13 protein-coding genes and 2 tRNA genes are annotated in these 14306 nt (G+C 61.9%); 7 read left to right on the forward strand and 8 right to left on the reverse strand.

Annotation, left to right across the window (positions count from 1 at the left end; genetic code table 11):
• Position 1: 1 nt before the first annotated feature.
• The 5 genes from IVB41_RS32365 to IVB41_RS32385 form a co-directional block, all read right to left on the reverse strand.
• Positions 2-877: a branched-chain amino acid ABC transporter permease gene (locus IVB41_RS32365; RefSeq protein ID WP_247438523.1), complete on the reverse strand. Its 876-nt coding sequence runs from the start codon at positions 875-877 to the stop codon at positions 2-4.
• A 103-nt stretch (positions 878-980) separates the two neighbouring features.
• Complete coding sequence (locus tag IVB41_RS32370) at positions 981-2222, reverse strand: ABC transporter substrate-binding protein (RefSeq protein ID WP_027570855.1); 1242 nt, start codon at positions 2220-2222, stop codon at positions 981-983.
• Between the two features lie 249 nt (positions 2223-2471).
• Positions 2472-3575 (reverse strand): FAD-binding oxidoreductase, encoded by a 1104-nt coding sequence (locus IVB41_RS32375; RefSeq protein WP_027570856.1) that lies wholly within the window; start codon positions 3573-3575, stop codon positions 2472-2474.
• Between the two features lie 10 nt (positions 3576-3585).
• A complete protein-coding gene (locus tag IVB41_RS32380; protein WP_027570857.1) occupies positions 3586-4770 on the reverse strand; it encodes a calcium-binding protein in 1185 nt (394 codons plus the stop codon).
• Between the two features lie 198 nt (positions 4771-4968).
• Positions 4969-6189, reverse strand: coding sequence for an SMP-30/gluconolactonase/LRE family protein (locus IVB41_RS32385; RefSeq protein ID WP_027570858.1), 1221 nt, complete (start codon positions 6187-6189; stop codon positions 4969-4971).
• A 281-nt stretch (positions 6190-6470) separates the two neighbouring features.
• On the opposite strand from IVB41_RS32385, the gene IVB41_RS32390 reads away from it, so the two are divergent.
• The 6 genes from IVB41_RS32390 (at position 6471) to IVB41_RS32415 (ending at position 11256) form a co-directional block, all read left to right on the forward strand.
• Positions 6471-6734, forward strand: a complete 264-nt coding sequence (locus IVB41_RS32390) for a hypothetical protein (protein WP_247288140.1) — start codon at positions 6471-6473, stop codon at positions 6732-6734.
• A 436-nt stretch (positions 6735-7170) separates the two neighbouring features.
• On the forward strand, positions 7171-8733 hold the full coding sequence (locus IVB41_RS32395) for a 2-isopropylmalate synthase (RefSeq protein WP_027519477.1): 1563 nt from the start codon (positions 7171-7173) through the stop codon (positions 8731-8733).
• Positions 8734-8903: 170 nt separating this feature from the next.
• Complete coding sequence (locus IVB41_RS32400) at positions 8904-9908, forward strand: TRAP transporter substrate-binding protein (protein ID WP_247438525.1); 1005 nt, start codon at positions 8904-8906, stop codon at positions 9906-9908.
• A 196-nt stretch (positions 9909-10104) separates the two neighbouring features.
• Positions 10105-10740 carry a Spy/CpxP family protein refolding chaperone gene (locus IVB41_RS32405; protein ID WP_247358902.1) on the forward strand — a complete coding sequence of 212 codons (636 nt, stop codon included), beginning with the start codon at positions 10105-10107 and terminating at the stop codon, positions 10738-10740.
• A gap of 166 nt (positions 10741-10906) precedes the next feature.
• Positions 10907-10982, forward strand: a tRNA-Lys gene (locus IVB41_RS32410).
• A 204-nt stretch (positions 10983-11186) separates the two neighbouring features.
• Positions 11187-11256 (forward strand) — tRNA-Glu (locus tag IVB41_RS32415).
• A 651-nt stretch (positions 11257-11907) separates the two neighbouring features.
• Here the strand turns inward: IVB41_RS32415 and IVB41_RS32420 are convergent.
• Together IVB41_RS32420 and IVB41_RS32425 are read right to left on the reverse strand one after the other, a co-directional pair.
• Entirely contained in the window at positions 11908-12372 is a 465-nt protein-coding gene (locus IVB41_RS32420; RefSeq protein ID WP_247438528.1) for a hypothetical protein, read from the reverse strand.
• An 88-nt stretch (positions 12373-12460) separates the two neighbouring features.
• Positions 12461-12697, reverse strand: a complete 237-nt coding sequence (locus tag IVB41_RS32425) for a DUF6894 family protein (protein WP_407062512.1) — start codon at positions 12695-12697, stop codon at positions 12461-12463.
• A gap of 102 nt (positions 12698-12799) precedes the next feature.
• On the opposite strand from IVB41_RS32425, the gene IVB41_RS32430 reads away from it, so the two are divergent.
• Positions 12800-13024 (forward strand): hypothetical protein, encoded by a 225-nt coding sequence (locus IVB41_RS32430; protein WP_247438532.1) that lies wholly within the window; start codon positions 12800-12802, stop codon positions 13022-13024.
• Here IVB41_RS32430 and IVB41_RS32435 read toward each other — a convergent pair.
• Complete coding sequence (locus IVB41_RS32435; RefSeq protein ID WP_247438534.1) at positions 13021-13728, reverse strand: Crp/Fnr family transcriptional regulator; 708 nt, start codon at positions 13726-13728, stop codon at positions 13021-13023. The two genes, IVB41_RS32430 and IVB41_RS32435, sit on opposite strands and share 4 nt — an antisense overlap.
• Between the last annotated feature and the right edge of the window lie 578 nt (positions 13729-14306).

The following is a 14306-nucleotide window of genomic DNA, read 5'->3' on the forward strand; positions in this document are numbered from 1 at the left end:
CTCAGCGCCTCCCCAGAAGGCCCTGGGGCCGGATGTACATCACGAACACGAGCAGCAGCAGAGCCGGAATGGTGCGGTAGGCCGGCGAGATCAGGTAGGCCGTGAGCGTTTCGAGATAGCCGACCACGAAGGCCGCGATCAGCGAGCCGGAGACGCTGCCGAGGCCGCCGAGCACGACGATCGAGAACGCGCTCGCGGTCAGCGGTCCGACGCTGTAGGAGCTGACGCCGAGGAACATCCCGAGCAGCACGCCGGCGATGCCGGCGAGGATGCCGTAGATCGCCCATACCACGACGTAGATGTTGGTGAGCTCGAGGCCGAGCAGGGTGACGCCACGTGGGTTCATCGAGGCGGCCAGCACCGCCTTGCCGGTGCGGGTGCGGTTCACCAGGAGCCACAACAGCGCGATGACGAAGCAGCACACGATCGCGGTAAAGATCTCGTTCCTGGGCGTGCGTACGCCGAGGATCTCGACGACGCCCTCGACGATCGGCAGCACGGTCTTGGCGTTGTTGGTGAAGAAATAAGCGATCACCTCCTGGATCATGATCCCCCACAGCAGCGTGCCGGTGAGGACGAAGATCTCCTTCTCTTCATTCGGGATGCGTCGGGAGTCCTGGATCGGCTTCACTACCGCGAAATAGGTCGCAAAGGATGTCAGGAGGGCGACACCGACCCCGATCAGCGCGCCGGCATAGGTGCCGACATTCAGGGCGTTGGCGGCGGCCCAGGCCGCCACCGCTGCCGCCACCATGATGGCCCCGTGGGAGAGGTTGAGGACGCCGGAGACGCCGAAGATCAGCGTGAAGCCGGTGGCACCGAGAGCATAGAGAGCGCTGATGGCAAAGCCATCGATCAGAATCTGGAAAGCACGCATCTAGGGTTGGCAATCTGATTTATGAGAGACGATGTTGCTGGCGCAACGTGCTGCGGGGCCGCATGTGGAAGCTCCCGGGAGCTGGTCCCGGGAGCGTGTCCTGCTAGTTCGAGAGCTTGATGAAGCTCGGGAACTTGATGTCGACCTTGGCGACTTCCTTGGGCCAGACCGCGCTCTGCTTGCCGCCCTGCCATTGCAGCATCAGCCCGGTGATCAGGCCCTTGCCGTATTTGATCGAGTGCGTGAACGGATCGTCCTTGCCGTAGAACTGGACGCGGCCGATCGTGCCTTCCCAGTCCGTCGTCTCCAGCGCGGCGACCAGCTTGTCGGCGTCGCTCGAGCCCGCGCGCTTCACGGCGTCGGCGATGTAGTAGACCTCGTCATAGGCGGTGTAGCCGGCATAGGACGGATAGTTGCCGAACTTCTTCTTGAAGGCTTCGGCGAACGGCACCGATTTCGGCGTCACCGCGACGCCTGGCCCGGAGACGCCCTGATAGAGCACGCCTTCCGCCGCCTGATTGGTGTCCTTGCCAAAAGTCTCGTTGGTGGCCTGCGAGGCGATGCCGAACATCGGGATCGGCACCTGCTGGTTCTTCCACTGCACCGTCGGCTGCACGCCGACGTGCGAGATGCCGGTGATGATCACGTCGGGCTTCGAGCCCTCGATCTTGTTGAAGATCGGTGTGAAGTCGGTGGTATCAGGCGAGAAGCGGATGTGGTCGAGCACCTTCAGCCCGATCTTGGGCAGGCATTCCTCGTAGCCGATGTCGAGCGGCTTGGTCCAGGCGGCGTCCTCGCTCATGATGACCGCGGTCTTCATGTGCATCTTGTCGACCAGCAGGTCCTTGGCGCCGTCGCAGACCGAGAGCGCCAGCGCGGCGGAGGTCAGATAGCCGTGGAAGGTGTATTTGTTCTTCTCGTAGTCGGCGTGCACGCTCTTGCTGATCTCGTTGGACGCGGCACCGGGCGTGACGAACGGCGTCTTCAGCCGCGAGGCCCAGGGCTCCAGTGCCAGCACGACTTCGCTGATGTAGCTGGCGATGACCGCATTGACCTTGTCCTCGTTTACCGCGCGCTGGAATGCGCGCACCGAATCTGCCGAGGACGAGTGATTGTCGTAAGAGACGATCTCGATCTTGCGGCCGTCGACGCCGCCATTGGCGTTGATCTCGTCGGCGGCGAGCTGCGCCGCCTGAGGGATGGAGGCGCCGGCAATCGCCTGCGCTTCCGCGATCACACCGATCTTGATCGGATCGGCCGCAAGTGCCGCGCCTGAGGTCATCAACACAGCGGCCGCGGCGGTACCGAGTGCTATTCGCAACGCAACAGAGAGCGGTTTCTTCATCTTGTTCTCTCCCTTAACAGGCCTCTTATGAGCCATTATGCCGCGACTATACCGGCGGAGACATTCTCGGCAAGTGAAACCGCGTCCAGGATCGTGAGGCACGGACTAAAGTCTAGCGCTGCGCAAATAGCGGGCAGGAAAGCTGTCGGACCCGTTTCACGCGTAGGCATGCAGATTTCGTTGGTAGGCATGCGCAGCTATCGCGGCGCACAGCAGCGCGATCGATGAATGCGATGCCGTCGCGTCGGCTCAGCGCGCTCGCAGCAGCGATGGATCGAGGGGCGCGAGCCGGGCCGGATCAAATGGCGAGATGTCGACGCTGCGCGTCGCACCCTCCGCGATCAGTTGCGCCATGGCCTCGCCTGTAGCGGGCGCATTCAGGATGCCCCACACATTGTGCCCCGTCGCAACATAAAGACCTTCACTTCGCGGCACCTTGCCGATCAGCGGCAGGCCGTCCTGTGTCACCGGCCGGAAGCAAGCCTGCCGCGCGATGATCCTCTCGGAGCGGAACTGCGGCGACAGCCGCTCGGACATGGTTTGCAGGCGCGCGATCGCGTCGTTGTCCGGCGTCACGGCGGCCGGATCAAGCGGAAGCGGCGCGATGTCGGAGAGAGCGGTGATATGCGTGCTGCCGTCGGCGCGAGGAAAGACCTCGATCGACACGGCACTGCCATTCTCTTCAGACTCCAGGAACAGCGCATCGGCCGGCACATCCGTGCCGGTGTCGTACACGATGCTCGGGCTGCGTTGGCCGTAGACGGCGGGCAGGCTCATCCATTGCGCGGCGAGCAGTGACCATGGTCCCATCGCGATCACGACGGCGTCCGCCTCGACGATGCGGCCGTCGACCGCGACGCCCGTCGCGGTCGTGCCGTCCGCATCGCGCATGATACCGGTCACGTGGCCGATGCGAAGTTCGGCGCCTTGCGCGAGCGCCGCGTTCATCACGGCTGAGGTGAATTTCTTGGGGTGAACGATCGCGGTGGTCTCCGTCGTGCCGATGCGCTGCGTGATGATGACGCCGTTGCTGAGCCAGCCAAGCGCGGACGGTGTATCCCGGCGTGGATGGCCGTCGGCGGCAACGGAGCCGCTATAGGCACTCATCGGGCGATGACCCCAATCGCCTGCGATCTCGTCCGGCAGTTGCGCATGGAGAGCAAAGCTCCGTCGTGCCAGCGCATCGAGCGGCGAGCCCTCGCACCAGTTGTGCGCGAGGAAGCCGCCCGCCTTACCTGACGCTGCGGCCGCCACCTCGGTTCGTTCCACGAGGATGACATCGATGCCGTGACGTCGAAGAAACCAGGCGGTGCAGGCGCCGATGACGCCGCCGCCGCAGATCACAACGCGCACGAATGCTCTCTCATACAATGAAATCCTTTGCATGGAGATCCGCGGTATGGACCCCCTCCAGCGTAATCGTATCGGTCGCCGTCAGATGGATCACCGCGTTTCCTGTGCTGTCATCGCTGATCAGGCTTTTCAGCGCCGCCCAGTCTGCGAAGCCGTAATCGTGCAAATTGATCAAATCATGCTCTCGCGCCGTGCTGCCGACAGCCTTGTTGCCCTGGTCGAAATCGTTGATCACGTCCAGGCCCGAGCCCTTGTCGAAGACGAATCTGTCGTCGTTCGGTCCGCCCCAGAGTTGGTCATTTCCGCCACCGCCGTTCAGCATGTCCTTGCCGCCCGTGATCGAGCCGGCCGTGAACGGGGCGTAGGTCTGTGCGTCGCCATACAGCAAATCGTCGCGGCTGCTGCCGAGAAGAATATCATCTCCGCCATGCGCGTTGCCTGACATGTTCGAGGCATCTCCGACGAGCACGATGGACGTGGAGTCCGGGTTGCCGTTGACAGCCGCGATCAGGATATCGTTGCCGCCGCGGCTATCGTCGCTCATGTAGCCGGCGTCTCCAACCAGAGACGCGCCGCCGGATTGGGCGGCGGCGCCGACGGTGTAGCTGAGGATGTCGTTGCCGCCGCGCGCATCGCCGCTCATGGACACCAGGGCGTCGCCCGATATCGAAGCGCCGCCGTAACTGCCGACCTGGGTCACGCTGAGGATATCGTTGCCGCCATGTGCATGATCGCTCATGGAACTGCCGGAGTCTCCGCTGAACGCGCCGGACGATCTGTTTCCCATCGATGCAATGACGACGTCATTGCCGCCGCTCGTGTCGGCTGACATGGCGGTTTCGGCATCGCCAAAAACACCGAGGGTCGCGTAGATCGATGTCGATGCATCGACATGAAGCACATCGTTGCCGCCACGGGCGTGGCCGGACATCGCCTGCGCGTCGCCGTCGACGAACACGTAATCGCCGAAGCCTGTGACGGTCGCAGCGAGATGGTCGTTTCCGCCGTGAGAATATTCTTGCAGGGTCTGGTCGTCGCCAACGAATATCAGGACCGCGTTGCCCCCGTCGACGGTCGCGATCATCTTGTCGCTGCCGCCGCGGCCGTCGTTCGGCAGGCCCGGGTCCCCGAACTCGGTCACGAATTGCTGGGACCCAACGCTGACGATGATGGTGTCGTTTGGCATACGGCGCATCGCGCAACTCCCCGTTCAAGTCGGGCGCGGGAACGAAGGGCATCATGCCTTCGCACCGCGCTGCGGCCCTGCCGCGCCATACAATCTTCGTTGGATTGATGGCGGAGATTTGCCCGCGGCGTAGCTTGATTGCGATCAGGGAACCGAGGGCGCCGGCGGTCCATGCCGACGCCCGGGCTTGTGGTCTCTCGCGCGGGCTTAGCCCGGGCCTGCGCCTTGCGTGGCCGTGTACACCGCATAGAGCGACTGGCTCGCGGCCATGAACAGGCGGTTGCGCTTAGGGCCGCCGAAGCAGATGTTGCCGCACACTTCGGGCAGCCGGATGCGGCCGAGGAGCTTGCCGTCCGGCGACCACGTCGTCACGCCGCTATAGCCGACGGCACGGCCCGCATTGCTGGAGGCCCAGACATTGCCGTTGACGTCACAGCGCACACCGTCCGGCCCGCACTTCACACCGTCGATCACGCACTCGCTGAACCGCTTCTGGTTGGTGAGCTTGTTGTCGCCGCCGACGTCGAACACGAAAATCTCGCCCTTGCCGCCGGGCCCGGTGTCGCCGGGTCCCTTGCCGGTTGAGACGACGTAGAGCTTCTTGAAGTCCGGCGAGAAGCACAACCCGTTTGGATCTGGCACCTGCTCCTCGGTGACGACGAGGTCGACACGGCCGCTAGGATCGATGCGATAGCAATTGGTCGGCAGCTCGCGCCTGCCCGGTGCGAAGCCGGCCGGCTGTCCAATCCGTGGATTGAGCTTGCCGCTGGAATTGCTCGGACCGCCCGCGGCGTCGGGCTCACCTTCGTAGAGCTGGCCGCCATAGGGCGGATCGGTGAACCAGTAGCTGCCGTCAGGATGCGCGACGACATCGTTCGGCGAGTTCAGCTTCTTGCCGTTGTAATTGTCGCAAAGCACGGTCGCGGTGCCGTCATGTTCATAACGCGTCACCCGCCGGGTCAAATGTTCGCAGGAGAGTTGACGGCCCTGGAAATCGAACGAGTTGCCGTTGGAATTGTTGGACGGCGAGCGGAACACGCTGACGCGACCGTCGTCTTCGCTCCAGCGCATCTGCCTGTTGTTGGGAATGTCGCTCCATAGCAGATAGCGGCCCTGTGCACTCCACGCCGGGCCTTCAGCCCACAGCACGCCCGTATAGAGACGCTTGATCGCCGTGTTGGGCTGCGCGAGATCGTTGAAGGACGGATCGACCGCGATGACGTCGGGGTCCCAGAAATAAGTGGTCGGCGCGCCGTTGGGACCGAAATCGCGTGGTGGGGTGGTAATCGTCGTCGGCGGCGCGGCAGGTCCGGTCTGGGCCAGCGCGGAGCCGGCGCCAGCAAAAGTGGCGGCGCCGAGCGCAAGCCCCTGAACGAGCGTTCGTCGTGAAAGCGCAGCATCGTGGTCACGCTGCTTTTGGCGTATCATCGCGTCCTCCCGGTCATGTTCGGCTAGCCGGTTGATCCGGCCGAGCAGGGCGAGGTTAGTCCGGTCCGATGACGGTTGCGAGGGGGAGGTACGCATCCTCAGCGAGATATCGGGGCGGCAAAAGCGCTGCAACCTCGAACACGGAAACGACAAATTCGTCCGGCGCGCCGGAGTTTACCGGAACTGCGTTCGGGACATTGCCAAGCTGTGGAGCATGTCAAGCCTTGACCTCCTGCGCGAGGCTGGCAGAACGTCATTGGGGGCGTAAGTCGGAGTTTACTGTGGTCGCTGTCGTCGTACTGGTTTTGCTGCTCGGGATTGCATTTGCGGCCGGCTATTTCACCCGCGACTACGTGTCCCGCAAAAGGCGGGCCGAGGCGCGCCGCTGGCGTGAGTACAGCGAGCCGGATTGGCTGAGTGCCAACGCACCGGCCAATACCAACGAGATCGCGATCGCCGGTAAGGCTGCGCCGGTTGCCACCGGCGAGCTCGGTCAGATGCTGAACCGCTGGGAGAGCAGGGCTCGCGCTCGCCGCACGGCGTAACTCGACGGTCTTGCCGGCGCTCGGTCGGTCACACACACCCGGCACCGGGTCCTTCCACGCATCCGGCGCTGCGATCATGTCAGCCCTTCTGTCCATCTTTTGGCGTTGCGGTTGCTGCCATTTCTCGTCTAGAAACGACGCATCGAGCTCCCGGCAACCAACCGTCAACGGTTTTGACCGAGGATTTGAAGGCTCAGAAGGGTCTGGCAATGCTGATTCGCGGCCAAATTGATGGGATTTCGGGGGAGGTGGCTCTGGCCGCCGCCACGATCCCGGCCGCGCTGCTGCCCACCCTCCTGATTGGCGGGCTTCTTCTTACTTGCCCCTGAGGGCCGGCTGGGCGCCATGCGCCTGGGCGCTCAGGGGTTGGTCGAGATCACCGGACACCTCAAGCGCCCAGAAGACTGACGGCGCAAAAGCTCAAAAGGAATTTGAAATGGCCCCCGTGAACAAGTCCGATAAGGACCGCGTCATCATTTTCGATACCACCCTGCGCGACGGCGAGCAGTGCCCCGGCGCCACCATGACCTTCGAGGAGAAGCTCGAGGTCGCCGAGATGCTGGACGATATGGGCGTCGACGTCATCGAGGCCGGCTTCCCCATTACCTCGGAAGGCGACTTCCAGGCGGTCAGCGAGATCGCCCGCCGCTCCAAGAACGCCGTCATCGCCGGCCTGTCGCGCGCGCATCCGGCCGACATCGACCGCTGTGCAGAGGCGGTGAAATTCGCCAAGCGTGGCCGCGTCCACACCGTGATCGCGACGTCGCCGCTGCATATGCGGGTGAAGCTGAACAAGACCCCGGAACAGGTGCTCGAGACCTCGGTTGCCATGGTCGCGCGCGCCCGCAACCAGATCGACGACGTCGAATGGTCGGCCGAAGACGGCACCCGCAGCGAGATGGACTATCTGTGCCGCATCGTCGAAGCCGTCATCAAGGCCGGCGCCACCACGGTGAACATTCCTGATACCGTCGGTTACACCACGCCCGACGAATACACCCACTTCATGAAGACGCTGATCGAGCGCGTGCCGAACTCGGACAAGGCGGTGTTCTCCGTGCACTGCCATAACGATCTCGGCATGGCGGTGGCGAATTCGCTGGCCGGCGTCGTCGGCGGCGCGCGCCAGGTCGAGTGCACCATCAACGGCATCGGCGAGCGCGCCGGCAACGCCGCGCTGGAAGAGATCGTGATGGCGATCAACGTGCGCAACGACAAATTCCCCTACTGGAACAAGATCGACACCACGCAGCTGACCCGCGCCTCGAAGGTGGTGTCGGCGGCGACCTCGTTCCCGGTGCAGTACAACAAGGCCATCGTCGGCCGCAACGCGTTCGCGCATGAGAGCGGCATCCATCAGGACGGCGTGCTGAAGGACGCTTCCACCTACGAGATCATGCGGCCCGAGATGGTCGGCCTGAAGCAGTCCTCGCTGGTGCTGGGCAAGCATTCCGGACGCCATGCCTTCGTGCACAAGCTGGAGGAGATGGGCTACAAGCTCGGCCCGAACCAGCTGGAAGATGCGTTCACGCGGATGAAGGCGCTGGCCGACCGCAAGAAGGACATCTACGACGAGGACATCGAGGCGCTGGTCGACGAGGAGATGGCGGCTTCGCACGACCGCATCAAGCTGACCTCGCTGACCGTGATCGCCGGCACCCATGGCCCGCAGCGCGCGACCATGAAGCTCGATGTCGACGGCCAGATCAAGATCGAGGAGGCCGAGGGCAACGGTCCGGTCGACGCGGTTTTCAACTGCATCAAGCGCCTGGTGCCGCACGAAGCCAAGCTCGAGCTGTACCAGGTCCACGCCGTGACTCAGGGCACCGACGCGCAGGCGGAAGTCTCGGTGCGGCTGTCGCATGAGGGACGTGCGATGACCGCGCGCGCGGCGGATCCGGATACGCTGGTGGCCTCGGCAAAGGCCTATCTCGGCGCGCTCAACAAAATCGTCATGAAGCGCCAGCGCGACACCGTGACGACCGCCGCCGCGAGCTGAGGTTGCTACCACCGCCTCTTCCGGAAGCGGGAGAGGCGATGATTGCGGCGTTCACCATGAATGGCTGCCCTGCTAACGGCCAATAGCAGCTGGTGATGTCGACCTGTATTGATGCTAACGGCATAGGCCACCCGTGCGCCGGGTGGCCCAAATAACAACAGGGAGAGATTATGCGCACCTTCGCGATCGCTGCGTCCATCGCGGTCCTGGCTCTTGGCTTGACCGGGCCGGCATCGGCCCAAGCGCCCATCATCATCAAGTTCAGCCACGTTGTGGCCACCGACACGCCGAAGGGCAAGGCGTCGGAGAAATTCAAGGAGCTCGCCGAGAAGTACACCGGCGGCAAGGTCAAGGTCGAGATCTATCCGAACTCGACGCTCTACAAGGACAAGGAAGAGCTCGAGGCGCTCCAGCTCGGCAGCGTGCAGATGCTGGCGCCGTCCAACTCCAAGTTCGGCCCGCTCGGCATCCGCGAGTTCGAGGTATTCGATCTCCCCTACATCCTCCCTGATCTGAAGACGCTGCGGAAGGTGACCGAAGGTCCGCTCGGCGCCAGGCTGCTCAAGCTGCTCGAACCGAAGGGTATCACCGGCCTTGCCTATTGGGACAACGGCTTCAAGGAGATGAGCGCCAACAAGAAGCTGGTCGCGCCGGCCGACTATCAGGGCGTCAAGTTCCGCATCCAGTCCTCGCGCGTGCTCCAGGCGCAATTCAAGGCGCTCAGCTCGCTGCCGCAGGTGATGGCGTTCTCGGAAGTCTACCAGGCGCTGCAGACCGGCGTGGTCGACGGGCAGGAGAACACATGGTCGAACATCTATACCCAGAAGATGCATGAGGTGCAGAAGTACATCACCGAGACCAACCACGGCTATATCGGCTACGTCGTGATCGTGAATAAGAAGTTCTGGGACGATCTGCCGGCCGACATTCGCGACCAGCTGACCAAAGCGATGAAGGAAGCGACCGACTTCAACAATACGCAGTCGCAGAAAGAAAATGAGGACGCGCTCGCCGAGATCAGGAAGAGCGGCAAGAGCGAGATCATCAAGCTCACTCCGGAGCAGGATGAGGCGATGCGCAAGGCCATGGAGCCGGTCTACAAGGACGCGGCAAGCCGTATCGGGCAACCGTTGATCGACGAATTCCAGAAGGAAGCGAAGAGCACGACGAACTGATTTGAACGGATGATGAATGGGGGCTTCCGTGCCGGGCGCGGAAGCCCCTTTTTGTTGCGAATGATTTCCGATTGCGACTGAATAAAGGTTCAGGAGCGTTACATCTTCGAAAGAACCCGCTCCCTGTCCAAGTTGTAAGTTGCGCGTAAGCCGCGCTGCGCCCATCCTCACGACATCCTTCCAGAGGAGAGTTCGCATGAGGAAGTTCACCATCGCCGCCATCGCCGTGCTCAGCATCGCCGGCTCGGGCGCGGTCTATGCCCATTATCATCGCCCGTGGATGCACGAGCACATGCGCCACATCCGCATGAACCCGGAAGACCGCGCCGCCATGGTCGACGCGCGGATCGCCGCCGTCCATGCCGGGCTGAAGCTCAACGCCGACCAGGAAAAGCTGTGGCCGCCGGTCGAGGCTGCCGTACGTGACTTCGCCAAGCTGCGCATCGACCGCGCCAATGCGCGGATGAATGCCGGTCCCGGCGATGCCGGCAAGGACGCGAATAAGGACGCCAACAAGGATGCCGACAGGCCGGAGGATCCGGTCGCCCGCCTGCGTCAGCGCGCCGAGGACATGGGGGCGACGTCGGCGGTCCTGAAGAAGATCGCCGATGCCGCCGATCCGCTCTACAAGACCCTGGACGAGGGCCAGAAGCGGCGCCTCGCCGTGCTGACCCGCCACCGCGGCCCGTTCGGCGGCGGCGAAGACGGCCCGCGCCGCCACTTCATGGAGCGTGGCATGGACCGCATGATGGAGCGCGGTATGGACCACTTCCACCGTGACCGTTTCGACCGCGACGGCGGCCCGGACCGGGACCGCGAGGGCCGGCTCTGAGCTGCAAGGGTTGCCGCGATCAACCTTGGCGAAGCCGCTGGAATCCAGCGGCTTTTCGCTTTTTTGGGGGATGTGGGCATACCCTTGGAAAACTTACGTACCATCGCTTGCCAGACCCGGATCGCTTTGCTAAACGACCGGCCTCGCAAGGCATTGACCGCCTTTCGGGCGCATAGCTCAGTTGGTAGAGCAGCTGACTCTTAATCAGCGGGTCCCAGGTTCGAGCCCTGGTGCGCCCACCATATAAATCAAGACCTTAGCGAGACGAACCGTTTGAGGCGGCCGAACTAAAACGGTTTTTCAAACGGTGTTTTTGCGTGCAAGTCAAAGGGTTCGCTCTCCGCATTGTGATCGCCGTAGGAGCGCATGGCCACCGCAACACAAGGTCGATCCTTCCGGGGTCTGACGACCAAGTGAAAGTGCCCTCCGTCGCCGAACTCCTTCGATTAGCATCGAGCGGATCGACTTGGCCCTCTCAAGGCTGAAACAGGGGTTCGATTCCCCTAGGGAGCGCCAGCTTAATCAAACACTTACGCGAGATATGAATTGCAGGCCCGGTGTCAGGTAAGCACTGGGTAAGCACTAGCATCCGACTGGTCCACAGTGACGACCCCTCCGACAATCAGGCGCTGGTTAAACCGCGGCTACACTGCCGATGAGGTAAATGCGATTCTGATCTATTTGCGAGCTGAGCGGCGGCGGCTGATGAGGAGGACGCCTCCACAATCTCGCGGTCAGACGGCGGCACCAGATTGAATGGCAAGCGCTTCGTGCGACAGCAGATCCGGGCGAAGACGAAGAAGTTTTACCGATACCGCCCCCTCAACCTTCCAACGCTTCTGATGTTGGCGCGGCTCCAGAAGAATGACTTTTTGAGCGGCCTTTTTCCCGGACGCGATGATGCATGAATACCTATCCTGGAGCGGAGACCAACGGGAGCTTCGCCCGAGATCGATCTCAAAGACTTTTCTTTCGTTCGCAATCCGAGAGAGACGATGGAGAAGCTTTCCCTCGTCCTGCAGATCGAAGCAACGCAGCTACGGGCGCGACTAAACTTCGACGACGAACGCTGCACCGACATCGGCGCATTTCTGGTCCTTCAGGCAATCCGGCAGAACATCGCTCCAGTTTTTGAGGGCGGTCGGATGAACTTGCCGATGCAGAAGGTTATAGACGCCGTGGGCTTGCGAGCAGCTTTGAACATGGCCCCGTTCCATATCGAAGATAATCGCAACATTTGGCCCTTTCACTTACAGCAGAGAAGGGCAGGTAGGTCACGGTCAGCCGGCCGCCACATTGAGCCCCAAAAAAAGGAACAGGTCGCCGGTCGATTTGTCGATACCGTGAACAAGTGGCTGGCACTAGTCGCCAATCCGACACGCCGTCGACGCCGAGCACCACGGCCTCGCCGTCGATTACGAATTGCTGCTCGCGGTTCTTCAGCGCGGCCTGCACAATCCACGAGAAGCGGGCGGTCCAGTTGTGGCCGTTCTTCGTGATCAGACGCACGGACTTGCCCTGGCGCTCGACGCGCAGCCGATAGCCGTCATATTTGATTTCGTGGATCCAGTCGGGGCCGACAGGCACGGCTTTCGCTGCTGTGGGCAAGCAGAACTCGAACGCTTTCAGCATGGCAGATAGATGGGCTGGGGCGCGGCTTTTTGAAGTCTTTGTAGGGACGGCCGAATGGTGGTCCGGTTATCGCCAACAGCGTCCGAGTTCACGTCCCTGTCGGCTTCTCGGCTTGAATATGTAGAATGTAGAGGGTGTTCTGCTTCTCGTCGGTGACTTCCATGCGCCATTCGCGGCCAGGAGTGAGCTTCCCGTCCAATCCTTGGAGTATCTGCCCGGCGGTGCGCGTTGCTTCCTCCCATGCGGCATGCTTGTCCGGCAAATCTTCGCCCACCTCGTCGACTTCCCTGCGCTCGTGCGTAGTATGAAAAAAGTACCTCGGCATGGTAGTGCAATGCCGAGATTCGAAGTCCGTTCCCAATGTTCAATTGTGCACAGAAAGGCACCTCGATTTGGGAAAAGCTAATCGTGGGTAGAGGAGATCACCGTGAGCGAGTTCAGCCGCCGCGTGCAAGCGAACATGGATGTCGTTCTGGAGGAAGTGTGTGCCTCCTTGCCGCACGGCGGCGATCATGAGACCCGCAAGTTCATCGCGGAGCAAGTGAGGGAGGCCGCGAGCGCTGGGCAAACCAATCTAGGCGACCTCAAAGCAGTCGGGCTACGAGCCCTTCGCGCAATTAAGAAAGGCGCTCCGAAGTCCGCAGATGGTTAGGGAAGGACGACCTTGGCATAGTGCTTCTTCAGCCAAAGATTGCAGGCGCAGGAGCGGCGGTTGAGAGCTGCCCGGTCGCGGATTCGAATCTCTCCTCGAGCGGTCTCGAGAATGCCTTCGGCCTTAAGACCTTGAATGACTCGGCTTAGATAGCTGCGGCCTATTCCGAGCAGCCCAGCCAGCCGTTCGTGCGTAAGCGTGATATGTTCGGCGCCGGTGTGTTCGATAATGTGCAAGATCCACTTTGCGGCTCGTTGCTCGATAGAATGTGCTGCGTTGCAAGCGGCTGACTGGCTCTGCTGAGCGAAGAAATACTCAGAATATCGCTCAAGAAGGAGCCGCAGTTTATCTGATTGATGCTTCACATCGCTGAGCTTGCGAACGGGCAATTTTGCGACAGGACCTCCAGCTCTGATAAGGACGCTGGAATAGGATGGTAGAACGCCACTGCCAACCCCGCCGATCGCTCCCTCGCGACCTATCAGAACCGCGTCTACATCGCGGTCCTCTTCGGTCGCGATGGTGACAGAAATTAGAGTGGGCCCGCAGGGAAAGTAGACGGTGTCGACGACGTCGCCGGGATGATAGAGTGTTTCGCCCTGAGCGCATTCAACAAGGGACAACGAGGAGCTGAATAACTTGTACTCCCTGTCCTCGATCTGCCGAAGAAGGGCATTCAACGGCCGCATATACAAATCAACCATCGTGGTCCCGCGCTTGTTGGACCACAGCATTAACGTTCCTTAGCGGGAACCGACTGTATGATTGTGTACGTTCTTGAAGCCAGTGAGGGCTTATTTTAAAAAAGCTATTCGAGCAATCTCAGGGTTCTTCGTCCGCCCCAACGAGCGGTGACCGGTCAATACCTCTCGGTCGCTGACGCGCTGTAGGCCGCAACCTGCAAGGTCGTGCTTTCTTGCAGCTCACCCTTTCGATTGCGCATGTGAGCAGGCGGCTTATTTGCCGTCGCCAGGAAATGTCGGACCGGCCCCACGTTGTGAGGAGGGGGGCAACAATGGAGGAAGCTCATGAAGAGATTGTCGGCTGCGCTCGTCGTCTCCGCCTTGTCCGTAGGACCGGTCATGGCACAGCAAGCCACACCCAGCCAAAACCTGCAGAACGAGGCCGATAAGGGCGTCAAGACACATAACTCTGGCGCTTCCGGTAACGTCGGAAGTCAAGAGTCGCCTGGCTCCGCAGCGCACCCTCCTGGCCAGCCTGCCGCTGGTGCTGCTGCAACTGCCACTAGCGGGCAAAACTCCGGCGCCGGCATCAGCGGTGC

Origin of the sequence: Bradyrhizobium sp. 44 (assembly GCF_023073095.1) — a bacterium.
GTDB lineage: Bacteria > Pseudomonadota > Alphaproteobacteria > Rhizobiales > Xanthobacteraceae > Bradyrhizobium.